The 26,764-nt window shown below is 36.2% G+C and carries 16 protein-coding genes; 13 read left to right on the plus strand and 3 right to left on the minus strand.

The features are described from left to right. The first annotated feature begins 119 nt into the window (after nt 1-119). From AsAng_RS14920 to AsAng_RS14940, 5 genes are all read left to right on the plus strand, one after another. Complete coding sequence (locus AsAng_RS14920) at nt 120-1,193, plus strand: DUF418 domain-containing protein (RefSeq protein WP_264787889.1); 1,074 nt, start codon at nt 120-122, stop codon at nt 1,191-1,193. A 37-nt stretch (nt 1,194-1,230) separates the two neighbouring features. Continuing rightward, nucleotides 1,231-2,223 carry a T9SS type A sorting domain-containing protein gene (locus AsAng_RS14925; protein WP_264787890.1) on the plus strand — a complete coding sequence of 331 codons (993 nt, stop codon included), beginning with the start codon at nt 1,231-1,233 and terminating at the stop codon, nt 2,221-2,223. Nucleotides 2,224-2,570: 347 nt separating this feature from the next. After that, nucleotides 2,571-2,909: an ArsR/SmtB family transcription factor gene (locus AsAng_RS14930; RefSeq protein ID WP_264787891.1), complete on the plus strand. Its 339-nt coding sequence runs from the start codon at nt 2,571-2,573 to the stop codon at nt 2,907-2,909. Nucleotides 2,910-2,916: 7 nt separating this feature from the next. Further along, on the plus strand, nt 2,917-3,387 hold the full coding sequence (locus tag AsAng_RS14935; RefSeq protein ID WP_264787892.1) for a DUF6428 family protein: 471 nt from the start codon (nt 2,917-2,919) through the stop codon (nt 3,385-3,387). 187 nt (nt 3,388-3,574) lie between these two features. After that, complete coding sequence (locus tag AsAng_RS14940) at nt 3,575-4,219, plus strand: low molecular weight phosphatase family protein (protein WP_264787893.1); 645 nt, start codon at nt 3,575-3,577, stop codon at nt 4,217-4,219. Between the two features lie 12 nt (nt 4,220-4,231). On the opposite strand, the gene AsAng_RS14945 is transcribed toward AsAng_RS14940, so the two are convergent. Next, nucleotides 4,232-5,752, minus strand: a complete 1,521-nt coding sequence (locus AsAng_RS14945) for a tetratricopeptide repeat protein (RefSeq protein WP_264787894.1) — start codon at nt 5,750-5,752, stop codon at nt 4,232-4,234. A gap of 266 nt (nt 5,753-6,018) precedes the next feature. On the opposite strand from AsAng_RS14945, the gene AsAng_RS14950 reads away from it, so the two are divergent. The 8 genes from AsAng_RS14950 (at nt 6,019) to AsAng_RS14985 (ending at nt 19,751) form a co-directional block, all read left to right on the plus strand. Further along, nucleotides 6,019-7,206, plus strand: coding sequence for a hypothetical protein (locus tag AsAng_RS14950; RefSeq protein WP_264787895.1), 1,188 nt, complete (start codon nt 6,019-6,021; stop codon nt 7,204-7,206). Between the two features lie 514 nt (nt 7,207-7,720). Then, entirely contained in the window at nt 7,721-8,950 is a 1,230-nt protein-coding gene (locus tag AsAng_RS14955) for an SPFH domain-containing protein (protein ID WP_264787896.1), read from the plus strand. 118 nt (nt 8,951-9,068) lie between these two features. Next, nucleotides 9,069-10,070, plus strand: a complete 1,002-nt coding sequence (locus tag AsAng_RS14960; protein WP_264787897.1) for a glycosyltransferase family 9 protein — start codon at nt 9,069-9,071, stop codon at nt 10,068-10,070. Nucleotides 10,071-10,354: 284 nt separating this feature from the next. Then, nucleotides 10,355-10,702 carry a 4Fe-4S binding protein gene (locus AsAng_RS14965; RefSeq protein ID WP_264787898.1) on the plus strand — a complete coding sequence of 116 codons (348 nt, stop codon included), beginning with the start codon at nt 10,355-10,357 and terminating at the stop codon, nt 10,700-10,702. Nucleotides 10,703-11,169: 467 nt separating this feature from the next. Continuing rightward, nucleotides 11,170-12,303 carry an efflux RND transporter periplasmic adaptor subunit gene (locus AsAng_RS14970; RefSeq protein WP_264787899.1) on the plus strand — a complete coding sequence of 378 codons (1,134 nt, stop codon included), beginning with the start codon at nt 11,170-11,172 and terminating at the stop codon, nt 12,301-12,303. An 83-nt stretch (nt 12,304-12,386) separates the two neighbouring features. After that, nucleotides 12,387-15,521: an efflux RND transporter permease subunit gene (locus AsAng_RS14975; protein WP_264787900.1), complete on the plus strand. Its 3,135-nt coding sequence runs from the start codon at nt 12,387-12,389 to the stop codon at nt 15,519-15,521. A gap of 140 nt (nt 15,522-15,661) precedes the next feature. Beyond that, the gene (locus AsAng_RS14980; protein WP_264787901.1) at nt 15,662-16,972 is read left to right on the plus strand and encodes a TolC family protein; all 1,311 of its coding nucleotides are present in this window, start codon (nt 15,662-15,664) and stop codon (nt 16,970-16,972) included. 490 nt (nt 16,973-17,462) lie between these two features. Further along, nucleotides 17,463-19,751, plus strand: a complete 2,289-nt coding sequence (locus AsAng_RS14985; protein ID WP_264787902.1) for a T9SS type A sorting domain-containing protein — start codon at nt 17,463-17,465, stop codon at nt 19,749-19,751. Nucleotides 19,752-20,280: 529 nt separating this feature from the next. Here AsAng_RS14985 and AsAng_RS14990 read toward each other — a convergent pair. Next, nucleotides 20,281-25,371 (minus strand): T9SS type A sorting domain-containing protein, encoded by a 5,091-nt coding sequence (locus AsAng_RS14990; protein WP_264787903.1) that lies wholly within the window; start codon nt 25,369-25,371, stop codon nt 20,281-20,283. Nucleotides 25,372-25,913: 542 nt separating this feature from the next. Beyond that, nucleotides 25,914-26,672, minus strand: a complete 759-nt coding sequence (locus AsAng_RS14995) for an RluA family pseudouridine synthase (RefSeq protein ID WP_264787904.1) — start codon at nt 26,670-26,672, stop codon at nt 25,914-25,916. Nucleotides 26,673-26,764: the final 92 nt, after the last annotated feature.

The raw sequence follows: 26,764 nt of genomic DNA on the forward strand, positions 1-26,764 counted from the left end.
ACACTTCAACAGCAATTCCCAAGTCATCCGCACAATCGTTCTAATCGTCGATTTCATTTAAGATTTCTTTCCATTTAAACTTCCTTTGTTTTATTATTTTCTGATCAACAACACTTAATATGAAAAAACGAATCATAGGAATCGACATTGCTCGTGCATTAGCTATTATAGGAATGATTGTCGTTAATTTTAAACTCGTTTTAGGGAGTCAAGGGAGTCCCAATTTACAGCGTTGGGTTGGAGTTTTGGATGGCAAAGCCGCCGCAACCTTTGTTGTCTTAGCTGGTTTAGGAATTGGCTTAATGTCCAAAAAAGCCATAGAGGAAGGAACGCTTTCCAAAATCAGGTTTTTACAAAAAAAACTAATCAAACGCTCTATTTTTTTATGGTTATTTGGTTTGCTTTTTTACACCATTTGGACACCTGACATTCTACATTTTTACGCCATCTACATTTTAATAAGCATAGCATTAATTAGTGCCTCTACCTTGTTAATTGGGAGTTTAATTGTCGTCTTAATCTTAAGTTATCCCTTTCTATTAATGGCTGTTTCTTATGAGCAAGGGTGGGATTTTACTCAATTAGAATATCTAGATTTCTGGACAGGACAAGGCTTTTTTAGAAATTTATTGGTCAATGGTTTTCACCCTGTGTTTCCTTGGGTTGCATTTATGCTATTTGGAATGTGGTTGGGGCGACAAAATTTAACTCAGAAAAGTTTTTTGATCAAAACCCTTATCAGTGCTTCATTTATCTTTGTCGGCACACAGTTACTTTCCCATTTCACCATAAACCTGTTAAACAACCACACTACCCTCTCTCTAAAAGATATTCAAGCCTTATGTGGTACCGCTCCCATGCCCCCTCTGCCCTATTATATGATTTCGGGGATCAGTATTGCTGTTATAATAATTTGTCTGTGTATCTTAGCGACTCATTGGACTAAAGAAACTACAATTTTACGTTTATTGGTGCATACGGGACAATTAGCACTTAGTTTTTATGTCCTACATGTATTGGTTTTGTTCTTTATTCTTGCAATTATTCCTAAACAATGGGGGACTTATTCCCTTATTTTTTCGTTAGTTGCAGCCTTCATTTGTGTGCTTTGCTGTTTTTTGTTTGCCACTGTTTGGCGAAAGAGATTTCAGCTAGGTCCCTTAGAATGGGTCTTGCGAAAACTAACCGATTAGGGTTCTTTTATTATTGGTTCTTAAAATTCTAGCTGCCATGCTATCCATCTTTAAAATTAGTCTATTTGTCCTCCTTATGGGGGTTAGTTCCATCCTTTCTGCCCAATTTGCAGCAGCAGCAGGGCAAGCAGGAAGTACCGCAATACACAAAGATTCTAGTATCATTTTAGCTTGGGCAACGAATTGTTCTATTCAACGAGGTCCTATGGATATTAGTCAGCCTCACTTAGGCTTAGCAACCGCTGGACAAGCTCATCAGGCTACAGGAGCAGCTGGCGACGGCTTTACCGTTAGTTTAGGCGATGGTGGTCAGGCGACATTGACCTTTGAATATCCTATTCGCAATGGCAATGGGCCTGATTTTGTTGTTTTTGAAAATGCGTTTAACGCTACTTTTTTGGAATTGGCTTTGGTTGAGGTCAGTTCTGATGGGCAAAACTTTGTGCGCTTTCCTGCCATTTCTAATACCGATACAAACGTGCAAGTAGGTAGCTTTGGAGCTGTTGACCCTCGCAAAATTTATAACTTAGCGGGAAAGTATCGTGCTAATTATGGAACGCCCTTTGACTTAGCAGAGCTACAAGCCGATTCGGCTATTCTAGATTTAGAAGCAATTACTCATGTTCGATTAATTGATGCGGTTGGTTCCATGCATCCTAGTCATGCATCTAGAGATAGCCGTGGAGTCAAAATTAATGATCCTTGGGCGACTCCTTTCCCCTCTAGTGGCTTTGATTTGGATGCCGTTGGTGTCCTTCATAACAATACAAATATTGCGGTCAATTACCTTGAATCCGAAACCATTCACTTATTCCCTAATCCTATTTTGCAGGGGCAAGAATTACAAATAGACGATTTAAAAGACATTGAATTTTCTCGACTCCAAGTCTATAATTTACAAGGCCAATTAATTGTAGAACAAAACAATCCTCCTAGCTCTTTTTCTACTCAAACGCTAACAACAGGTGTTTATATCTTTAGTCTTCAAGTTGGCAAAAAAAGATATTTACAGAAAGTGGTTGTTTTATAAATAAAGTTGCTTAAGAACTAAAAAAATCCATTCGTGTAGTAAACACTAAAAAAGGGTAAGCTTTTAACTACTTTTAGCTTCGCTGCTAGGCATCCCATACCAAACTGCTCGTGCACTACGTTTATGTGGTTTTAGAAGAAAGTTATCGATCGTAAGTCGTATGCTTAGTTCCTGTAAATACAGGACATACGACTTACGACCTATTACTTATAACAAAAGTAGTAATAAACAGGCAAGGTAGTTTACGGTTCTACACGATTGATCAAAGAATGACTTTTTTTAATCAAAAACTTGCTTTATTTAAAAGTTAATCGTAATATTGCAATATACAAATAAAACAATAAACTATGGGTATCTCCAAAACAGACGTATTTAGTGAAGCGCAAAACCAGATTGCACAATTGAGCAAGGCACTTGGTCACCCTGCAAGAATAGCGATCATTGAATATTTACTAAAACAAAAGACCTGTATATGCAAAGACATTGTCGATGAACTTCCCTTGTCACAACCAACGATCTCCCAGCACCTCAAAGCATTAAAAACAGCAGGGTTGATCCAGGGGACAATTTCAGGAAATACAATTTGTTATTGCTTGGCAGAAGATCGTTTTGAACAACTCGTTCAATATTATACAAGAGTACTTAATCATTTAAAAGATTCTAATTCTAATTGTTGCGAAAAATAAATTTGTTATGAAATTATCAACATTAAAAAACATAATCCCCAATCTTCAAAAACTGAACTTTGAACTACCTGATGGCACCCTTATTCCGAGTCATTATCATGTAACAGAAGTTGGAATTATTCACAAAAATTTCATTGATTGTGGTGGTGTTATCCGAGAAGAAAAGGTCGTTAATTTTCAATTGTGGTATTCTGATGATGTAGACCACAGTTTACAGCCTCAAAAGCTATTAAGTATTATTCGCTTATCAGAAGAAAAGTTAGGCATTGAAGACTCTGAGATTGAGGTAGAATACCAAGCCAGTACCATTGGGAAATATGGTTTAGATTTTAATGGAAATAACCTAGTCCTTGTTGCAAAACAAACCGCTTGTTTGGCTGCTGACAAATGCATGCCTGCGGCTAACAAACCAAAGGTTAATCTCAACGATTTAATCGCCAACAAAAATTCCTGCTCACCGAATAGTGGTTGTTGCTAAAAAACACTGGCTAAATTGTTTACTTTTAATGATTCTTAATCCATCAGAGCTGTCCAAAAAGTTTAAAACAATCAAATTAAATCACAAACAATCTATATCTACCAACTAAATAAGCATTTATAGATTTTTATTAATTTAAAATATTTTAAACTTGACTTTTTGGGCAGCTTTATAGTATTTAAATTTTATGCAAAAAAATTTATTAAATACGGCATTGATTGATTATTGCCAACAGTTAGAGCAAGGATTTGAACAGCTTCCTGCAACAAGAAAAGCCATCCTACTCCAACTAAGCAATTATTTATCACAAAAGATTAACGCAAAACAAGTCCCCCAAGTGACTGTAATTTGCACGCACAATTCTAGACGAAGCCATTTTGGGCAATTGTGGTTGGCAATTGGAGCGACCTACTATGGCTTACCCCCTATTCGAACCTTTTCGGGAGGAACTGAAGTTAGTGCATTTAATCCTAGAGCTGTTCAAGCCTTTCAAAGAATTGGATTAGAAATTAAGCGTCCTGACCATGATACCGCTAACCCTGCTTATGAAGTTCGTTGGCAGGTCAATCAATCTCCCTACATCGCTTTTTCAAAAAAACACACCACTGCGCCTAATCCTAGTTCAGCATTTGCAGCGGTTATGGTTTGCACTGATGCCGATCAAAATTGTCCTTTGGTGGCTGGTACTGACTTAAAATTAACAGTACCTTATACCGACCCCAAAAAATATGATGATACCAACTTAGAGGCGATAGAGTACGACAAAACCTGCCAAGAAATTGGGCGAGAAATGCTTTTTGTTTTGCAACAAACACAGCAATTAATCAAATGATTTTTTCTTTAGTTATTCAAGGAGTTCATTTTCTATACTCTCTAAACTCCAATAACATAACTTTTTAAATGGTTGTTTGGTAATTAGGTAATCTAACCACCCCCAATAATTAAAATAGAGTAGAAATTCCTTTTGATAGTTGGGTAAACTCATTAAAAAAGCTTTGAGTTTATCCTTAAATGCCCTCAAATTTGCTTGATGCTCACTTTGGGGCAATCGAATCAAACGATTCATCAATGAAATCAACATTTTTTCAAACTCAAATAAGGTTCCTTTCCGCTTAAAACTTCTTCTAGTATTATTCATCAGAGAAGAAAGCATTAAATATTCCCCTTGTTCATATAAAATGATAATTTTAAGCATCATTCCATAACTATTGGATCGTTCGTGTGAACGTTTGCTAAATAAAAAGCCGTCTAAGATTTGCAGGGCTTGGTCGTAATTTTTATTGGCATATTGACAAAGCGCCAATTGATATTGCACAATACAATAAATGGTATGGTTCGGGTATTCTTTTTCTAGTTTTAGAGCATTAATGTACGCTTCGCTTTTCTTAAAATCTCCTGTAGATAAGTAAACTTGGATTTGGGTACTAACAATAGATAAAAAGGTAGTATTCGTTAAATATTTTCGTTCCCCCGCTTCTATACGATCATAAGCCTCCAACAAAGGAATAGCAATATCAACCGTCGGCGCATTAATAATTAAACTCCCCAATGCTTGGTATTGAATCCGCTTATAATCCTTGCTAATTGCTGTCGATAAGGTCTTGGTAAAATTATATAAATATCGTTGGTAACGTTCTGCCTCCTCACGATTTCGAGTAATCGCAGCCAAAAAAGCACGCAATTGAAGTGACGCAATTTCGGTAGGCACACTTCCCATTGAATTGGGTTGATAAGGTCCTAGATTAGCGATAATACCCTGTGCAACATCAAAGAGTTGTCGAGAATATTTCCCATTTATTGCAAAAACCATCTGCCCCAACTCAATTCTATAGTTAGCATATTCTTTTAAGATCAAAAAAGTGTTGTTGTACTTTTGTTTGTATTCTTCAAACAACTCTTGACTAACATTATCGTATTTAAATCGAGTGTTTTCTAACTTAAACCACCATTCATAAATAAGCGGCAACAACAAAATTTTATGATGCTCTTCTGCAATTTTTTGCAACTCTAGCAATTTTTCTTTGCTAACATCCAGCAAATTCTTACTAAACAAGACCTCTAGTTCCGCCAGCCCTTCCATCAAAATCAAATCAACATTTCGATAGGCTTCTTGATTCCTTAGACTTTTTAAAATTTGTTGATATAGATAGGTCTGAATAGCGCTAATCCCCTTCGTTTCTTTGAATTTCTTCTTGAACTTATCCAAATCAATCGTCTTTACCTTATCTAAATAATCAAAGACCTTCAGATAAACACTATCACCATTTAAGTTATACCGCTTCGTAAATAACTTAAACGATCTTTTTTCTTCTTTCTTTAAAGATTTTATTAAATCATGGAGTTTGAACACCGTAATCCTACTCATTCCAAATAGCTGTTTTACAAATAATTAAGAGCAAAAACCAAACTTTTAACGCCATTAAACATTATCTTTTTTGACTTGATAAGACAATGCAACTACTGTACATTCGCAATTATACAACAAAATTAACTTAAAAGCAAACAAAGATTTTATCACCAAATAAGTTCAAACCAATGAATTTGTCAAAATTTTTATTAACATTTTTATTTATCAGTTTATATTTATCTGCTTCTGCACAATTTGGGGGAATAAAAATTAAAAAACCCAAAATGCCTAAAATATCTACTTCTAAATCAAAAAATAAGGCTTCATCCAATACCACCTCTTCTAGCAGTAGTAATACCGTAAGTTCGTCAAGTGATGATCGCAACAAAGATGGCAGCCCTAAACGCAGCGAAGATGCTACCTATAAAGCATATTCTAGAGCAAAAGAAAATATTAGATACGCTAAAAGTACAACCGAAAGTATTGAATGGCGACAAAATCCTGAAAAAGCGCATAAAGATGCTGCCAAATATTTAGAAAGAGCTAAAGAAAGTTTAGACTTTTTAAATCAACAGGAAACCGAAAAAAATCAAGCATACCTAAAACAATTCAATAGCGATTATACTGCTTTAAATCAAAAATGTTCCAATGATGCTGAAAAATATCACAAAGTGGCTAAACATCAGGAAAACTTAGAAGCATATCATACTTGGATTTCCTTTGGAGCAAAAACAACAAAAGAGGAACGAACCTACAAAGCTTATTACAAAAACCGAGATGCTTTTAAAGCGGAATATCCAAAAGAATTTGAGGGGAGTTACAATCAAAAAATGGTTTCGGCAGTAGATGAGTTCTTTAAGGTTGAGGTTTATAAAAGATTAGAAAACTTAGAAGGTAAGGTGGCTTCTATTATCAAAAATATGTACAAAAAAAATGGTGAGCGAGAAGCATATATTCTATCGGCTCCTTCTTATTTGAAAGATTTTGACAAGCCGCTTAAATCGCTTGCTTATTACAAAAAAGATTTACTCGAAGACCATACCGCTGCCAATGCATTGGAGACTCAAATCAATAAAGAAAAAAGTATGCTAGAGGAGTATATCAATAGCGGAAAATTTGCCGCTAACAGAGCTGAATACGAACAAGGAATTATTGACGCTGTTCGTTTGGGCAAAAAAGCAATGAGCAACAGTACTTACGAAAAACTCGCTTCAGATCATTCCTTTGATGATGGTGGCAAAATCATTCGTGTGGTGATTACTTCTTCCGATTGGGGAATTAAAAAGAATAGCTTTGATATTCCTAAATACAAATACCTATCCATGAGTGTAGCCGTTAAAAAAGAAGGAAAATGTTATGAAGCGGATGGTTATCTTCGAAGAGATTATGAAGGGGGAAGCTCTTATGCCAAACCTAGGTTTGTTTATACTGGCATAAATGATGAAATGAATTGTAATAATGTAAATAAATAAAAATTGCCGCTCCATTGCTTGATAAGAGCAATAGACAATTATTCTTCAGTATTTTTAATTCGGTAATTAGAGCAACTGTATATAATCTATTCATAAGATTATTCCGCAGTTGCTTTTTTTTATTGAACCTCAATAGCTTTCTCCATCATTCAGTTCACAGCTCAAAAATAAAACATGGTTCTTTGATACCCCAAACAGAGCTTGCGACCTCATGAACAAAGTGAACTAGTAACACCATGTAGTAGAGAGTTATAGGTTGTAAGTCGTATGCTTAGTTCCTGTAAATACAGGACATACGACTTACAATCTATAACTTATAACAAAAGTAGTAATAAGCAGGCAAAGTAGTTTACAATTCCACACAATTAGCTTCGCTGCTACTGCGTGAGCCTACGGGTTGCCAAAGCATCTAAAACATTTACTTTTTTCGTAAAAAAATTCTAGTTCGGGAACAAAATAGTAAAACTATCAGTTATAATAGTAAAGCTTTTATTAATTTAAAAACAAATTTGTCATGAAAGGAAACGGAAAATGGTTTATAGCGGGTATTGTTGCTCTCTTAATGGTAATGGTGGGCGTTTTTGTTAATCCTGTTGGTTATAATATAGCGGGCAATCGGCAAGTTATACAAACTGTAACGGGTAATTTATGGGTTCGTTTTGAACCTGGAATGTTTTGGTCTGGCTTTTTCTCTCAAACACACACTTATCCTGATGTTATCACGATTGCCTTCATTAGTGAAGACGCCTTAGTTCAGTCCGAAATATCGGTTAGGAATGCTCCCTGCCGTATTCGTTTTAATGATGCAGCAGAGGCTTATGGAGAGGCTACCGTGCGCTGGCGTTTACCAATGGATGGAGATGAAATGATCCATATCCATAAAGAATATAAAACACACGGCAAATTAGCAGAAACGGCACTGAGTCGTTATACCGCAGAGTGCCTCAAATTTACAGCTCAGTTGATGGAGTCTGAAACACACTATTCGGGAGGAATGGCTCAATTTTCGGAAGATTTCCAAGATCAATTGCAGCATGGTCAGTACTTGGTTGATCAAATTGTTGAACTAAAAAATGATAGCACAACTAGAGAAACTGAGCGTCATTTTATTCGCAAAAAGCGGGTTGATGCTCAAGGTAATTTTGTTCGAAATAAGAGCGAAATTCAGCAATTTAAAATCACACTAGCAACGGCTACGATTGACAATATTGTATACGATGCTAAAATTGATGAAAAACTTCAAAAGAAAATTGACGCTAGTACTCGTGAGTCTATCTCTAAGCAAAACTTAATTACTGCTCAACAAGAGGCTTCAACGGCACAAGCTGAAGGTAAACGCCGCCTAGTAGAAATTGAGTACGAGGAGAAACAAAAACAAACCAAGGAAATGGTTAGCGCTGAAACGAGGGTTCAGTTATCTAAGAAAAAATTAGAAGAAGAAAAAATTGCCCTAGAAGCTGCTAAACTAGAAGCTGCTAAAATCAAAGCGCTTGCAGATGCAGAATCTTACAAAACTAGAGCGATGATGAATGCAGATGGAGCTTTAGATAAAAAATTGGAGGCTTACATCCAAGTTCAACAAAGCTGGGCAGAAGCTTTTCAAAATTACAATGGTGCTTTGGTTCCTCAAATCATGACAGGTGGTGGTTCTAGCAAAAATCAAAATGCATTGAATTTGATGGATATTATGACCATCAAAGCGGCTAAAGATCTTGGGCTAGATATGAAAGTCAAGGACAAATAAGGAGCCAAAAGATTGGGATGTGGTACAGATGTGCCGCATCCTTTTTGTTAAAATTAGGCGCTGAAATTCAGAGAATCACTAACTTTTAAACTATTTTGGGAGCTAAACTACTTCTGTTATGCAAAAAATACTCCTTCTTCGATTTAGTTCTATTGGTGATATTGTACTCACTAGTCCTGTCGTTCGTTGCCTAAAAACACAACTAAAGGAGGTTGAATTGCACTATTTAACAAAAAAAGCCTTTGCTCCCATCCTAGAAGCCAATCCTTATATTGACAAGGTGTATACCTTTGACAAAACAACACAACCTTTAAAAAAGGTTATTCAAGTCCTAAAATCTGAAAATTATCATCTCATAGTTGATTTGCACAAAAATTTTCGATCTTGGTATGTCCGCCAAAAATTAGGCATTAAAGCGCTTGTTTTTGATAAAATTAACTATCAAAAATGGTTGCTAACCCAATTTAAGATTAATAAAATGCCCGATTTGCATATTGTTGATCGCTATTTGAATACCGTCAAATCATTGCAGATCCAAAATGACAATAAGGGGTTAGATTATACGATACCAACAGCCGACAAGGTTGTTCTCCATGATATTGACCAACGCTTGCAAACCAATAACTATATCGCTTTTGTGATTGGGGCAGCCCATGCTACTAAGCGCCTCCCTCCTGCTAAAATCAAAGCAATTTGTAGCCTTCTAAAAACAAAACTCATTGTGTTAATTGGCGGAAAAGGAGATCTAGCCGCAGCACAAATCGCCCAAGAAGCAGGAGCTCATTTAATTAATATTTGTGGGCAACTTAATCTGCATCAATCTGCTTCTGTTGTTCAACAAGCAGGCTTAGTTGTAGCGCACGATACAGGTTTTATGCATATTGCAGCAGCACTAAAACGCCCTATTGTATCTATCTGGGGCAATACCGTTCCTGATTTTGGGATGTATCCCTATTTACCTCCAGATGCTCCTCAACATCACATCATTGAACATAACGCGTTAAATTGTCGCCCTTGTTCTAAAATTGGTTATAAACGCTGTCCTAAAGGGCATTTCAAATGCATGCAAGAGTTAGACAATCAAACCATTGTTAACACCATACAATCCTTAACAAAATAATTATGCCACTGTTATTGATCGCTTGTTTTAATAGTCTTTGTCTTAAACAAAAGAAAACTTAAATTGTTATCAATAGACACTGAGGACTGTACAATCACAACCTAACTAAACAATTAGCATTAAATAACGTAACAATTTAGTCCAGCCATCCCTAATAATTTTAGATGGTTGCCTCTAAAGATTGGGGTTTTAGTTTATATTTTGTGGCTTTTCTTGCTTTTTGATAGTATTATACCTAATTTTGCGTCTTATTTCATTACTTAGCTTCAAGAACCTATTAAATAATGGCTATTTATATCACTGATGAATGTATCAACTGTGGTGCTTGTGAACCAGAATGCCCAAACAATGCGATCTATGATGGTGGCGTAGAGTGGGCTTATTCAGATGGTACAGGTGCTACGGGCACTTTTACACTTGTTGATGGACAACAAGCAGATGCCGACAAAATGCATGCACCTATTGAAGAAGATTTTTATTTTATCGTAACGGATAAATGTACAGAATGTGTTGGTTTTCACGAAGAACCTCAATGTGCTGCGGTATGTCCAGTTGATTGTTGTGTTCCTGATGAGAACCATGTAGAATCTGAAGATCGATTATTACAAAAAAAGGCGATTCTACACGTTTAGATGATGACTGCTTTACCCCTAATTTTATAAAAAGCCATTTTAATTATGTATTAAAATGGCTTTTCCTTTATTTTCTTGCTCTTTGCCTAAGCAGTATTATTCCTCCAATTAAACGTCCCCTATCTTCATCAACACCTACAAATAAGTTAAGCTATTTAGGGAATGTCATTGTTCCTTTCATTTTTATTTTTTTAGGATAAAAAAGTCTCTCCACAATTGCCCCCAATACCTTTATTGAAGTTATCAATCCATTCATTGAAAACTAGATTCTCCCATAAACAATAAGTAAATTTTTTCGTCTATACTTGTGATTAGAAATTCATGTGGTCTATAATTTCTAGTTCCTTGTAAAAAGGGCAACCCCCAAATAGAATACCGAAGTTATTCCCTTACTTTAAACATTAACTTATCATTATATCAGTAGCAAAAGGCTTAGCCTCCCCTACGACAAGATTGAATCATATATTATGAATAAAATACTAAGAAAATCAAGTGTTGTTATTGGTTTTATCATTTTAATTGGTGGTATTTCTCTAGCTTCTAAGGTAGGAAATACAGAGACAACAAATGAAAAAAAAGAAGACAGCACTGAATCTACAGCTGCTAAAGTAAATTATGTTTATAGTTTAAAAGCGCAAAATGAGACGCTTTCTTCCGAAGTCATCATCAGTGGAAAAGTAGTGGCTCGTCAAAAAATTGATTTGTACTCTGAAGTAACAGGCACTTTAAATAAAGCAGGCAAAGAGTTTAGAGAAGGTATTTCTTTTAGCGCCAACGAATTGATGTTGACCTTGGACGACACCGAAGCACAATTGGAATTGCAAGCAAGTAAAAGTCAATTGTATAGTGCTTTAGTCGCTCTTTTACCCGATTTAGAAAACGACTATGCAGACAACTTTCAAGCGTGGAAGGATTATATTGATGCCTTTGATCTCAAAAAACCAATCCAAGAGCTCCCAAAAACTAAGAGTGCTAGGGAAAAGCTATACATTGGTGCACGAAATATTGAAAATCAACACATTAATATCAAACGCCAAGAATATCGCTTAACCAAATACAAAATTTATGCTCCTTTTAATGGTGTTCTCAGCAATGCCTCTACCTACGAAGGGGCACTGGTTAGAAGTGGTCAAAAACTTGGCGAACTGACCCACCCTTCTCGCTACGAACTGGAAGCTACTGTTTCGCTATACGATGTACAATTTTTTAAGAGAGGTAATAAAGTTACCCTTTACTCGGAAGCAACCAACGAAACTTGGTCTGGTACAGTTGCTCGATTCGGAAAGTCTATTGATGAAAAAACTCAAACTCAAAAGGTTTTTATTACCATCAATAGCAGCAAGCTAAATGAAGGAATGTTCCTCAATGGAAAAATTACCACCAAAGCATTAGGAGAGGTCGTGCAACTGCCTAGAAAATTATTAATTAATAACAATCAGGTCTATACCATTGAGCATGGCAAATTAAAACTACAGGAGATAGAGGTTGTAAAAGTAGACCACAATAAAATGTATATCAAAGGCTTAAAAAATGACACCGAGGTTCTTGTTCAAGCAGTGTTAGGTGCTTACAATGGCATGCCCGTTCAAATCATACAATAATTATAATTTAGTAAGTCATGTACAGCTATTGACTTTAAGCAAGTACACAACCGTGTTTACGGACTAAATTTAAACATTTATAAATGAAAAAAGCAATTCAATATTTTATAAAATACCATATCTCAGCAGATGTGCTATTACTGCTAATTGGTATTCTTGGGGTGTTATCTGCTATCAATATTCAACGAAGTCAATTCCCTAGAGTAGAAAGTCGTGAAATCGTTATTGAAACGACTTATATAGGGGCCTCCCCTTCTGAGGTAGAAAAGGGAATTACCATAAAAATTGAAGAAGAAATTGATGGACTGGAAGGGATCAAGAAGGTAAGTTCTACTTCTGTTGAGAACTTATCTACTGTTAACATCGAAATTTTCAGCAGTTACAAGATCGAAAATGTCTTGGGAGATGTCAAAAATGCCATTGACCGTGTTAATACTTTTCCCGATGATGCAGAAACACCCGTTATCTACAAAAGAGAACGAACAGACCCTGCCGCTGATATTATGATTAGTGGTGATGTGGATCTAAATACTTTAAAAGAATTCGCCAAGAAGGCAGAACAACAATTATTAGCCAAAAAGAACATTTCTAAAGTTGTTGTTTCGGGGTATCCCAATGAAGAAATTGAAATTGCTATTCGAGAAAAGGCGCTAGATGCTTATCAATTGACCTTTGCAGACATTGCTCGAGTAGTACAGGGTTCTAATGTGGAATTGACAGGTGGAAATATAGAAATGGGCAATACAAAAATTACCATTCGTGCAGAAAACAAAGTTTATTATGCCGAACAATTGGAGAATATCATTGTCCAGACCAGTTCTAATGGAACCAATATTTTGCTCAAAGATGTTGCTGACATCAAAAACCAATGGGCGGATGTTCCCCAGCGTGAATTTTATAATGGTAAACCTGCTGCCAAGCTACAAATCATGAGCCGCTTGAGCGAGGATATTATTACAACGGCTGGTGAAGCCAAAGCATTCATTGCTGAATTTAACGCTGAAAATACAATTGTCGAAGCCTTTTTATTAAGAGATGGGAGTATTGGCATTCAACAACGTACCGATTTATTGGTAAAAAATGGTTTGGTTGGCTTCTTACTTGTATTATTACTGTTGGGGCTGTTTTTAAAACCAAGAATTGCTTTTTGGGTAGCCTTGAGTATTCCGATTTCTATTGCTGGTATGTTTATTATCATGCCTTTTTCTACGGTTAATATCAATATGTTATCCTTGTTTGGTTTGATCTTAGTGATTGGAATTTTGGTGGATGATGGAGTAGTAATTGCTGAGAATATTTTTCAAAAATATGAGAAAGGAATTCCAGCAAGGCAGGCAGCAATAGAAGGGGTTATGGAAGTATTACCTTCGGTTATTTCTGCTGTTATAACAACTTGTTGGTTTTTCATGTTGTTCTTCTTAATTGAGGGACAAATGGGAGATTTTATGTCTAATATTGCTTTTGTTGTTATCACTACCCTATTGTTTTCGTTGATTGAAGGCTTTTTTATCCTTCCAGCACATATTGCCCATTCTAAAGATTTGCAACAAGGGGGCAAAAAAAATATCATGGAACGTACCAGCACAGCGTTCTTTGATTTTCTAAAAAATAATATTTATGGCCCCATTTTGCGTTTTTGTCTCAACAATAAAACCATTGCCCTTTCAACAGGGATTGTTACACTTGTCTTGTGTGTAAATTTAGTCAAAGGTGGCATTGTAAAGGTTACTTTCTTTCCTAGTGTAGATCAAGATAATGTTGTTGTTGCTCTAAAATTACCCGCAGGCACAACAGACAATGTTACCAAAGCTACATTAAGTAGAATTGAAAAAGCAGCTTGGGAATTAAATGAAACGCTATCGGAGCAGCGTACAGATGGTCAAAAAATAGTGCAATCTATTGCACGCAGTATTGCTGTATCTCCCAACGAAGGACAATTGTTTATTTCTTTGTTGGATGGCGAAACTAGGAATATGCTAAGTTCTGATTTTGGCAATATGCTAAGAGATAAAGTTGGAAAAGTCTATGAAGCAGAAAGTCTAACTTATGGTCAAAAGTCGATCTTTGGTGCAGCTGTACAAGTGGGATTTGTAGGCGAAGATATGAACGAATTGCGTAAAGCTAAAGATGCTTTTAAAGCAATTTTGGAAACCGACAAACGACTTAAAAACGTTCAAGACAACGATCAAAAAGGAGGTTTAGAATTTCATATTAACTTACTGCCCAAAGCAAAATCGTTAGGTATTGACTTAGCGACCATTATCCGCCAAATTCGACAAGGATACTTTGGTTATGAAATTCAACGATTGCAGCGAGGAACAGATGAGGTAAAGGTTTGGTTGCGTTATACCGATCAAGAACGTGCTTCCTTTAGTGACTTATTAAATATGAAAATTCGAGTAGGACAAAATACCTATCCATTAAAGGAACTAATTGATTTAGAACAAAAACGAGTAGCGTTAAAAATTGCCCATGTAAACAATCAGGCAAAAATGGAGGTAAGCGCATCCTTGAATGATCCTAATGCTTCTGCAACAGAAATTTTCAACCATGCCAAAGATGTAATTATACCAGAATTACTAGCTCAATATCCTAGTGTTCACGTTATTTATGAAGGACAAAGCGAACGAGCTGGGGACACAACCGCTTCTATGAAACGCTGGTTGCCCATTATTTTGCTATTAGTCTTTTTCACAGTAGTCCTAACTTTCCGATCTTTCTTACAAGCAGCCATTGTTCTTTTATTGATTCCTTTTGCCTTTATTGGCGTTGTTAGTGGACACTGGCTTCATGGATTGCCCATTAGTATGTTATCCCTCTTTGGTATTCTGGCAGTAGCGGGAGTGGTTATTAATGATAGTTTAGTCTTGGTCAGCACCATGAACCGCTTGCTCAAAGACGGAATGGATTTTAAGGATGCTGTATACCAAGCTAGTATTTCTCGTTTCCGTCCTATTTTATTAACCTCTGTTACTACAGTTGCAGGGCTATTGCCCATCGTTCTCGAAACAAGCTTACAAGCACAGTTTGTAATACCAATGGCTGTTTCATTGGCTTATGGTTTATTGTCTGCCACCTTTATTATGCTTTTGATGTTACCTCCATTACTCATGGTCGTCAATAACATTCGTTTGGGTTGGCACTGGCTTTGGGAAGGAGAAAAACTCCAACCAAGAGAGGTAGAACCTAGTGTGCTAGAAGAAGTAGAGGGGCACTAGTTTATATTGGGCAAAAAATATATCATCATGCTTTGATAATCGTGTGGACCTCTAAATATCCAGCGGTTTTAGAACCATTAAAACCGTCCTTGCCACACGATTCATCAAAGTAGCATAATCGTTAAGAAAAATAATAAACAATGAAATTAATAAGCATAATTATAGCCCTCTTATTGAGTAGCCCTATGCTAATCCTCGCACAAGAAACCATCCAGTTGGATGCTCTTGTTCAAACGGCAATTCAAAATAATTTTAATATTAAAATTGCTAAAAATAATATTGAAATTGCGGCTAGCAATGCGACCATAGGGGCAGCAGGTTTTTTGCCGACGGCAGATCTTTCCGCAGGCTATACTTACTCCAATACCATGACCAATACCACCTTTTCGGGTGGTATTCCTGATGCCAATGAACCCGCAGCCGTTTCTCAAAGTTATAACGCCAATGTCAATGTACGCTATACTATTTTTGATGGTTTAAAACCTGTTTATAAGCTCAAAAAATCAAAAATTGAAGTAGAACTGAGCAATACAAAATATCAACAGGAAATTGAAGCAACCATCTATAATGTCATTCAAGCCTATTATAACTTGGCTGCTGCTCAAGAGGATTATAGAATTTCTAATGAAAAACTTAGTCTAACCAAAATTCAGCTCCAACGAGTTGAAACTAAACGAAAATACGGGCAAGGTTCAGAAGTAGAGCGCCTTAATTTACTAACCACTTATAATAGCGACAGCACACAATTGTTGCGCTTACAGTTGGGCATACGCCGTGCTGTCCGACAATTAAATAAAGTATTGGGAACGGAAGAAGTTGCCGATAATGCTATTGTCGAGGTAAATACTAATTTAGACCTCTCGCTCAACTATGAATCGGTCAAAACATCAGCCCTCAAAAACAACTTAATGGTTTTGGCTGCTCAACAGAATATTGACAAGGCCAACCTTGATTACAAAATTACGCAAACTGAATTGTACCCCAAACTCAACACCACCTTATCCTATGGTTATAATGGTTCCAAAAATGATGTTGGTATTATGCGAACCAATGGTGCATTGGGCCCATCCATCAATGTTGGTTTGACGTATAACATCTATGGTGCAGGAGCCGTAAAACGAGCCAAAACTCAAAATAAAATTAACATCAAAAATCAAGAGCTGAACTTGGATTTAGTGCGTTATGATATCGAACAAAATGTCAAAGACGCTTATGTTAATCACGAAAATAACATCGCACTTATTCCTATAGAAGAAAGCAATGTAAACCTGAGCAAAGAACGCTTTGACCGCACCACAAAAGCTTATAATTTGGGGCAGGCTACCTTGTTGGATTACCAACAAGCTGAGTTGAATTATATTCAAGCACAAAAGCAGGTGATTACCGCTAAATACAATGCTAAATTGTCAGAATGGGAATTGCGCCGTTTGGCAGGAACGATTGCCCAATAAGTTTTCTTTTTCTCTATTCATTTCATAACCTACCCTCTAAATAAGCTATAATTAGTTTCTTAAAGGGTAGGTTATTCACTTCTATATTCGTTGTTGCACTACAACTCCCCTACTTCCGCTCCATCGTAGGAAAATTTTCTGCTTTATTGTTAGAATTAGTAGTATTGGCCAAGCTCAACTAGATTGATCCTTGGCTTGATGTATTATTGACTTTATAGGTCTAAGGTTCTTGATTTTGCATTAAGAGTTAAATCGATATACATAAAAAATAACATATATTATTCTATTTTTTAAAATAGAACGTTATTTTTGCAAAAAAACAATGTACTATAGGCAGAGGTTACTCCATTAAGCAAAAGATTTTTATTACCCATTTGGTTTGAATAATTGTCTTTACCGCTTCTATAAGTATACTTTGCCCTATAGATTCGATTCCCTAATGCCTCATAACAAACCTCATTATTACCTAATTCTAAACAAATTAAACAGTATGAACTTATTAAATGTGTTATTTATTTTTCTATTAATGCTATTTTTGGGAAAAACAGAACTAATTGCCCAAAACGTAACGATTCCCGATGCTAATTTTAAGGCTTATTTGGTGGGCAATACTGCAATCAACACCAATGGAGATACTGAAATTCAGGTTACCGAAGCTTCAGCATTTAGTGGAATGATTGATTGCTCTAATTTAGGCATCACAGATTTAACAGGAATAGAAACTTTTGTCAACTTGACCATTCTACTTTGTACGAGTAATAACCTTACCAGTTTAGATTTGAGTCACAATACGAAATTGAGCGGTTTAGCTTGTTATTTTAATGCGCTAAATAGTTTAGATTTGAGTCAGAATCCTGATTTGGACTATTTAGATTGTTCTGCCAATTATTATTCGTTGACAAGCTTAGATTTGAGTCAAAATACGAAATTGAGCTATTTAGATTGTTCGAACAATTATTCGTTGGCAAGCTTAGATTTAAGAAACGGCAACAATACCATGTTTACAAATTTTGACGCCTCCTATTGCTCCAGCCTAACCTGTGTTGATGTAGATGATGTCGCCTATTCAACAGCAAACTGGACGCAGGTAGATCCAGTGACATCCTTCAGTAGCAATTGTAGTAGTAGCACAACTGTATACATCCCTGATGCTGCTTTAAAGACCTATTTGATCGGAAACACTGCGATTAATACCAATGGAGATGGAGAAATTCAGATTTCAGAGGCTGCTGCCTTTAGTGGAACAATAAACTGTAGTAGTTTAGGCGTAGAAGACCTCACAGGGATAGAAGCTTTTGTCAACTTGACAGCGCTAAATTGTTCTCATAATTATGCTTTGTATAGCGTAGATGTAAGTCAGAATGTTAACTTGACGACTCTAACCGCCTCTCATTGTTATCAACTATATTATATAAATGTGACTCAGAGCCCGAACTTGGTAACGCTTGATTGTGGAGGTTCTGATCTATATGGAATCAATGTAACTCAGAATCCAAACTTGATAACGCTTAATTGTAGTAGTAATAGTAATATAAGCAGCTTGGACCTAAGCCAGAACACAAACTTGGTAAATCTAAATTGTGCTTTAATTGATATTACCAGTTTAAATTTGAGTCAAAATTCTAATTTAGAAGTTTTAGATTGCTCTTTTAATACTCTAAATAGCTTAGATTTAAGAAACGGGAATAATACGAATATTACAACTTTTAACGCTGCTTTTAATGCCAGCCTAAACTGCATTGATGTGGATAATGTTGCCTATTCTACTGCTAATTGGACAAACATAGATGCAGGGACTTCATTTAGTACCAATTGTAACGGAGCGGCTCCGATTGTGAACATTCCTGATGCTAATTTTAAAGCTTATTTGGTGGGCAACGCTGCGATTAACACCAATGGTGATACTGAAATTCAGGTTACTGAGGCTACTGCCTTTGGAGGGAGAATTAATTGTCCGAATCGGAATATCGCAAGTTTAACAGGAATAGAAGCCTTTGTCAACTTGACACAGTTAATTTGTTATAGAAATAACTTAACTAGCTTAGATGTGAGCCAAAATACCAACTTGAATTGGATACATTGTGTTGGCAATTCAATTACGAGCTTAGATTTGACGCAAAATACCAACTTGGGATGGCTATATTGCTCTCATAATCCGATAAGTAGTTTAAATGTGACCCAAAATTCGGACTTAAAAAAGTTATATTGCGGTTCTACCCAATTAACTAGCTTAGATTTGACCCAAAATTCAAATTTAAAAGTAGTAGATTGTTCTTTTTCTACCTTAAGCAGTTTAAATATAAAAAATGGGAATAATACGAATATTACAACCTTTAATGCTGTTAACAACTCCAACTTAAGCTGTATTGAGGTGGACGACCCTGCTTATTCTACCATGCAGTGGATCAACATAGATGCAGGGACTTCATTTAGTACCAGTTGCGGTCCTCAAAATGTGCCTATTCCGAATGCTAATTTTAGCACGACGCTATCTCACAACCAAACCAGTGTTGCATTGAATAATACGAGCATTACAAACGAAGCAATCAACCTCAAGGTCTACCCCAACCCAACTACAAAAAGTATTACCCTAGACTTTGGAAACGTTTACTCAGAAGCCAACATTCAAATAACAAATTTAACAGGGCAAATTGTTCTAAATAAAAAACTCGAAAACAGCTCCACAACAACACTAGCATTAGAGGGGGCAGCAGGAGTATATTTTATCAACATTCAAACAGAAGAAGGTAGTACAACCACCAAGGTAATCAAAGAGTAATGCCATTTTTTTACTCTGCTTGACCATTTTTAAAAGTTGAGCTTTCCCATTTAAGCATTAGACTCCAATTACGCATAATTGGAGTCTAATTTCTAATAGATCACAAGGAGCGACTAGTCTTTACCAATCATTTACTAAACTACGTCCACCAATATTCCTATTACAATTGGAATTATCATAGCTAATAATAACAATAGTGTGATGTATAAATTTAGATTGTCCTCATTTTCCAACCTTTGCTGTATTTCGCTGTATTCTGTATCTTTATTTTTCATAGTATTGCACTTTTAGCTGGTAGTACATTGGATTTCAAACAAATATAGCTTTTATTTTCTGTAGAAAATAAAAAACTTCATCCATTAATAGAAAATGCTTTTTTGTTAAAAAAACAAAAAAGCATTTTTATTCGATTATTTCACGAGTGCTGCGCAGTTATAAAAAAAACTTGCGTCCTCTATTTAAGTAGCCAAACAAAACGAATAGTAGATTAAATATTTGCTATCACAAAAGCAGTCATTTAATCAATAGATTACTTTTGCACTACAAATTTTCGTTGTTGTGCATAACCTTCGTTATTGCTAATTTTTAAATAGTAAATTCCCGCACTGAGTTGACTCGTTGTCATTTTTAGCTGTTGGCTATTTGCACTACTAATTGATTTTCTTTCTTGATGAACCAACGTTCCTAATGCATCATAAACTTCTAAATCTATCCGACTATTTTGGTTGGAACTAAGCTGAATCGTTAAATAATCATCTGTTGGTACAGGAAATACACGAACAATATCCCAGCCTTCTATGCTGACAACTTTCCAGTCAGAATAACGAGCATTTCCATCATAATCAACCGTCTTGATTCTATAATAAGAAGTCCCTCTATAGGCATTTTCATCAATGATACGATACGCAACATTTGACAATCCTTTTGCTTTAATTTGTTCTACTGTTTCTGCTGTTATGGCATCTTGCGAACGCTCTACTTCATAATAGTCAATCTCCTGTTCACTGCTTGCAGTCCAATCTACCTGTACCTGATCTCCTGTTATAACCTGTGCATCAAAAGCAGATAGATCCGCTTGCAATAAGATATTTTGGAAAGGAATTAAAATAAAATGTGAGAAAGAACTAACTTCAAATTCTAAAGCAATAATAGCCGTTACATCATCAAAGGGATCAGCTACTGTTCCCGTCATAGGGATAACCGTATAAGGCAAAACCGTAGGAGTTCCTACCCCAATTGTTCCACTGCTATATTTTAGCAATTGCAAATCCGTAGCAGGATTTAACGTTCCTGATACATTATGCGGATGATTCCCCCAGTAAGTACTTCCTGCCAGACGATCCAATTCTGCTTGTGTAAAAAACAAACGAACCCGAGCAGGACCATTATTCGCAGGGACAATATCCCAATGCCTTTCCAGATAAGGATAGTTGATTCCCATATAATTAACAGTTTGAATCGTAGGATCAAAAAATACTTCTACATTGGTCATTCCCAAAGCTTGGTTGTCTGTTGAATTGACAGAATCACGTAAGGCTAAAATAGGTTCTCCTTCTATATCGTCCATAAAGGTAAACCAAGTTGGCTCATTGTTTAATTCACAACTAGCTGTTGTAGGAAAATCCACTAAGGTATCTTGACTCGACGAGAATACCCAAATATCTAATGGAGTCGTTGCTGTTAACTCTCCACATCTAGACGTTTGTACCTTTATTTGGTATTGTATTTCTGAGGCAGTAGTTGGCAATGGCATATAATAAGTATAAGGAGTACTAGCATCATTATCATCATCGTTTACCGTCAGCACATTTGATCCTGAATTACTATTGATGTCTGTCCAAGTATAATCTAAGAAGTAAGGAGCAGTACCTGTCATTGTTACAGGAGCATAGTTAGGGCTACTGTATTTACACAGGTGAATACTATCCGATCCTGTCAATTGAGGTGTAACCAAAGGTGGTAGATTAAAAGCCCAAATTCCCGTAGCAGAGCCATTGATATTATCGCTATTTACTCCTGTTTGGAATTCCAAAAAAGGATGTATCAATTGATAACTGGTCGGAACAAATGTCATATTAGTTTCTTTAGTTCCTTCTATATCTTTGACTTTTACAAAATCCAAACAAAACGCAGCTCCATAAGGCTTGTGCAGGTAGGCGGTTGCTCCTGATGTTGTCGATTCGATAAATACAAAACTGGCAGAATTGCCATTGGCAATTAACTTACCATGTGGGGCATTAAGAATTTGTTGATTTCCTGCTCCCAAGTAATAATACTGACCGCCTTCCATTCGGATAGAATCAAAAGCATTATCATTGTATAAATAAGTTGTTCCCAATAATTCTGCATAACCATAACTAGTAGAATTATGAATATAAGAAGGGTCATCCAAATCCTCAAATCGTACTCGATTATACGTAAGCCCATCTCCCATATAAAAGTTTTTGCTGTAAGTGAAGTTGGTCAGGTTGTCTGCAAATACAACTTGGCTGGTTCCTGCATTTAAGGTGAAGTTTGTTGCCGTTCTTACATCCCAAGGATAGCGAGTTTGGGCAGACCAATGGGTATAGTACATTCCATTGCACAAATGATTGATCGTAGAACTTCCTAAGTTTAGGGTTCTGGTCTTAGTCCCTGTAGCAACAAATTGGGCAGGAATGGTTAGGTCATAATTATTGGTATTAAAAGTTCCTCCTTTTAGAGAAAAGATTCCATATCGTCGGTAAGTAGTGCTGCTTGTCCAAGAATTATCCATTTCAAAATCGCCCAAAAGTTCCCAAACTCCAGTTGCGTTATCAAATTCAATCTTAAAAATTTCTAGGATGGTATTGTTCGTGTTTATATCGCCACTACCAACCATATGAATGGCTCCACGATAATCAAAATTAGTCATTGCATTTGCCAACATCAAACTCTCATTGATATAAATCTTATTGGGCGATTCAGGGATATTACCACTAATGGAACCCGTTCCAATTAATTTAGCATCTGCTTGAAAAATTAAGCTACGGCAATAGGCAGAACCAATTACTTCGCAACCATTACTAGTCGCAGAAAAAGAATTTGCATCAAAGATAACAGAGTCTAATAAAGAAGGAATACAAGCACTATCTCCAACCAAATTCGTTGGGTTGGTCGTCCAATGCCCTGGATCTGCCCACAAGCCTTCAAAATCAGTGGCATCATCTTGATGTGCCCGCCAATAAAAAGTAGTGCCTGTTCCTGTTGTAAATGAAATATTACTATTATTCCCCGCATCGATTGAATTGGTCGCTGTAATCGTAGGATTAGCAGCATTGTTTAGCCCCTGCAAAGATGCATAGTCTATATTGGCAGTGCCATTGATGGTAACGGGAATAGTAGCCGTTCCATAACCGTTTGTTTGCAAGGTAATCGCTCCCGCACAATCTCCGACGGCATTCAAATCTCCTGCTATTGTTAACGTACTTCCCGTAGCAGCAGGAAAGGTATATTCCTTACCCGCTGCCAAATTCATATCACCATTATACAAGGTCATAGCACCACTCACATTGATAATAGACTGGGTTGCATGATTGCCATAAAAAGAGTAGCTAAAATTTCCATTGTCCAAAAAGGTCACATCTCCTTCTATGGTTACACTATAATAAAGACTGGCAACAGGACCGTAAAAAATAACATTGGGTAAGGTTCTTATATTAATTGCAGTATAATTAACAGGCTGAAAATGGAACGTTGTTGTTCCTGTATAGGTCTTAGTTCCTGATCGATCAGAAACGCTCCATCTGTCGTTGCCATAAATAAACACTTGTGTACTATCCATGACTACATGCCCAGGATAAAACCTAAGCAAAAAGATCGAATCGCTTTTTGACCGAAGCACAGAGCTCGCACCACTGGCATGAATTCCTCTATTTGGAGCTTTATAGTTCCCTACTATTTCGTAATCTGCATTTTTCATAATGGTAAAATCTACATTCATTGTAGCATTATTGAGCTGAATGGTATCAGCCGTACCATATCCATAAATATAACCTTGACTCATATTCGATAGGCTTACATTAGGGCAAGCTTTCAAGTCTCCAAACATATTTAAAGTCGTATAGAATCGCAATTGAGATCCTGCGCTAATAGAGTTATCAAAAGTCAGATCATGGCAGTAAGCTAAAGAATCAAAACGTACAAAAGTATGCGTAGAATAAGAATTAGCGTCAAAAAACACATCATCTACAGGAGTTGGTAGACAAGTAGCAGGGGAAAAAGTTGCTCCTATTTTTTCTTCCCAATTTCCGAGCGTATGCCAGTTGTCGTCTACATTGTCTCTAAAATATAACTGCCGAGCACTAGGAGAATTGATGGTCCAGTTGGGATCATTCCCATTCGCATCAATACTATTGTTCGCTACATAAGAACGACCTCCTGTTACATCACAATTCGTATTTGCCAAAAGAATATTATTCAGGGTCAAAGTGCCTGGAGTGAGTTTATGAATCGTCATGGAATTTCCGCCACTAGATATCGGACCTATTGAGAAAAAATGATCACAAAGATTTGGGGCAACTACATTTTCTAAGTAAATATGAGGAGCGCCAGCAGTATGCCAACTAAAAACAGCCCTTCTGTCTTTAAAATAAAGGTTGTGAACCGTAAAACTATTGGTACTATAAATAAAGTATAACCTAGTGTTCAACAATAAATGATTGATCGAAGAACTTTTACTATTGTTCATATCTAAATAACAATAAACACCTGTGTAATTTAGGGCTCTTGCATTGTTCACTTTCATCGTAACGGAGTCGTAATCCAATCCTTTTCCTAAAGACAACCAATTGTATCCATTATGCCAATCAAAGATAAGGTGCGATCCTGTTGCATCAAAGTTTGAATAGTTATTGGTTAGCGTATCAAAATCAAGTTTCCAAGACCGTTGAAGATGATAACCATCTACTGTTATTTTAGAACCATTTAGAAGAAGCCCTCGATCTGAGTTGTTGTTGTCACTATGAAAAAAATCAACAGAAACCTCTTGTCCATTGGTATTTAAAGTTCCACTCAACAGCTCTATAAAGCCTCCTTGTGAAGGAAGAAAATTCGATGGACTATTGTTAAAATCTGCTACGTGTAACTTGCTCAGCAATCGAAATTCTGTATTCGCAGAACCATCAATATCTAGTTTGAGCAAACGAAGCATTTTTCCCTTAGGATCTATTGTTTCTATGCCATTTCGCTGAGAACGAAACCGAAGCATTCCTTGGTATTGAACGTCCAAATTAGTCGCTAATCCAAAAGAGCCATAAACATCTATACTTACACTAGAATTTCCACTTAAGGTAGGCGTATTCGCAACTAAAATCGCATTGTCCCAAATCATGCTATCACAATTTGAATTGGCATTGATTGTAATGGTAATATTGGGGGTACTAAATGCTGCCGCTGTAAAAAATACGGAGTTTGTGGAGTTAGGAGCTTGTGTAGCTGACGTTCCGCTACCAAAACCATCTACCCACCACATGGTTGGGTCATTAAAATCACCACTGTTTCCTTTCCAGTAATATTGTTTATTGGGTTGTGCATACAATACATTTGTTATCAAAAAAAATATAACAAAAAAAAATATAACAGGTTCTAAATTTTTTTTCATTGGGGGATTTTTTCAGCAATAGCGATTGCTTCGTTAATAAATAGGTTAAAAATAAAAATTAGAATTGAGTAACTAAGCACAACTAATGATTGCCAATCTAAGCAATTTTGGTACACCTAATAGTGTCGTAAATACTCGCTGTAACGATGGCTACAACTTTGCTTTTCGGCTTATTTAACCACTAACAAAGCATTGCACCTCACGAATATTAGCATAGTGAAAATTCTGCTTAGTTACTTAGGACAGAATGGGACAAGTTTTAATTTAAAGATTTAATTCGTTTTTTAAAAGTCAAAAAAAAACAATGTATAAATTTTAACAGATACATTTTTTAATAATTATTCAAAAACAAAATTCATTAAACAATAACTACCAACCCAATAACATAAAATCATATAATAACAGCAAATCAATCCTATTAACGTACTTAAGTAGTACGCAATAAAGAAAAAGAATTTTTGGGTACAAAATCTACTCAATCCGTATTATTTTCTACCCAAAAAGAAAAAATTAAATGTTATCTATCCTCTGCTAAAACTAGGTTATAGAATATGTGAGAAATCTTGCCAAAACCTCGTTCTAGGAACATCTGCTTCAAAAGCAACTTCCTCATTGGTAGCAGGGTCACGAAACTGCAATTTCCACGCATGAAGGCAGATTGCTAAGGGCAAATATTTTTTGGTCGCTCCATATTTTTCATCTCCAATAATTGGGCAACCTATGTGTGCTAATTGCGCTCGAATTTGATGAAAACGCCCTGTTTGTAACTCTATACGCAACAAATGTCCATTAGCACTGGATTTTAGCAAAGCGTAGGACAAGGTACATTCTACGCTCCCCTTTCTGGGGTTTTTAAAAATATCTGCTCGCTTCGCTTTTTGGTTTTTAACCAATTGATGTCGCAACGTTCCCTCTGGATGAGGAGGTTTATTTTCAACAATCGCCAAATAGGTTTTCTTAATTTTTCGGTTGCTAATTTGATCGTTGAGTTTTTTGAGTACATTTTTCTTTTTAGCAAAAACCATCGTTCCACTCGTCACACGATCCAAACGGTGTACAATTCCTACAAAAGCTGCGTTTTTAGATTTTGTGGGTGCCTTAAAGTTCTTTTTCCCTTTGTTCTGAGCAACTTGATTTCGATCTAAAGAATAGGGGGTTCTATTCCCTGTTGTTAGATACTCTTCCACCAAAGACTCTACCGTAATAATCTCAAAAGGATTCCGCTCTGTAATTAATCCTGCTCGTTTATTAACTACTATATAAGTTGAGGCATCTTCTATAACCTTAAGCTTCTGAAACATTAGTGAATTGCATTTAATGGTAAAAAATTAAGACTGCAAAGGTATTCTTTTTTTAAGCATTAAATACATTCTATCCTAAATTTTATGTTGAA

This window comes from Aureispira anguillae (assembly GCF_026000115.1).
Classification (GTDB): Bacteria; Bacteroidota; Bacteroidia; order Chitinophagales; family Saprospiraceae; genus Aureispira; species Aureispira anguillae.

Excerpts from the sequence above, each read along its gene's own strand:
- AsAng_RS14950 (WP_264787895.1), top strand. The coding sequence starts at position 6,019 with ATGCCTAAAATATCTACTTCTAAATCAAAAAATAAGGCTTCATCCAAT.
- AsAng_RS14920 (WP_264787889.1), top strand. The coding sequence starts at position 120 with ATGAAAAAACGAATCATAGGAATCGACATTGCTCGTGCATTAGCTATT.
- AsAng_RS14975 (WP_264787900.1), top strand. The coding sequence starts at position 12,387 with ATGAAAAAAGCAATTCAATATTTTATAAAATACCATATCTCAGCAGAT.
- AsAng_RS14990 (WP_264787903.1), bottom strand. The coding sequence starts at position 25,371 with ATGAAAAAAAATTTAGAACCTGTTATATTTTTTTTTGTTATATTTTTT.
- AsAng_RS14970 (WP_264787899.1), top strand. The coding sequence starts at position 11,170 with ATGAATAAAATACTAAGAAAATCAAGTGTTGTTATTGGTTTTATCATT.
- AsAng_RS14925 (WP_264787890.1), top strand. The coding sequence starts at position 1,231 with ATGCTATCCATCTTTAAAATTAGTCTATTTGTCCTCCTTATGGGGGTT.
- AsAng_RS14935 (WP_264787892.1), top strand. The coding sequence starts at position 2,917 with ATGAAATTATCAACATTAAAAAACATAATCCCCAATCTTCAAAAACTG.
- AsAng_RS14960 (WP_264787897.1), top strand. The coding sequence starts at position 9,069 with ATGCAAAAAATACTCCTTCTTCGATTTAGTTCTATTGGTGATATTGTA.
- AsAng_RS14955 (WP_264787896.1), top strand. The coding sequence starts at position 7,721 with ATGAAAGGAAACGGAAAATGGTTTATAGCGGGTATTGTTGCTCTCTTA.
- AsAng_RS14985 (WP_264787902.1), top strand. The coding sequence starts at position 17,463 with ATGAACTTATTAAATGTGTTATTTATTTTTCTATTAATGCTATTTTTG.
- AsAng_RS14945 (WP_264787894.1), bottom strand. The coding sequence starts at position 5,752 with ATGAGTAGGATTACGGTGTTCAAACTCCATGATTTAATAAAATCTTTA.
- AsAng_RS14995 (WP_264787904.1), bottom strand. The coding sequence starts at position 26,672 with ATGTTTCAGAAGCTTAAGGTTATAGAAGATGCCTCAACTTATATAGTA.
- AsAng_RS14940 (WP_264787893.1), top strand. The coding sequence starts at position 3,575 with ATGCAAAAAAATTTATTAAATACGGCATTGATTGATTATTGCCAACAG.
- AsAng_RS14930 (WP_264787891.1), top strand. The coding sequence starts at position 2,571 with ATGGGTATCTCCAAAACAGACGTATTTAGTGAAGCGCAAAACCAGATT.
- AsAng_RS14965 (WP_264787898.1), top strand. The coding sequence starts at position 10,355 with ATGGCTATTTATATCACTGATGAATGTATCAACTGTGGTGCTTGTGAA.
- AsAng_RS14980 (WP_264787901.1), top strand. The coding sequence starts at position 15,662 with ATGAAATTAATAAGCATAATTATAGCCCTCTTATTGAGTAGCCCTATG.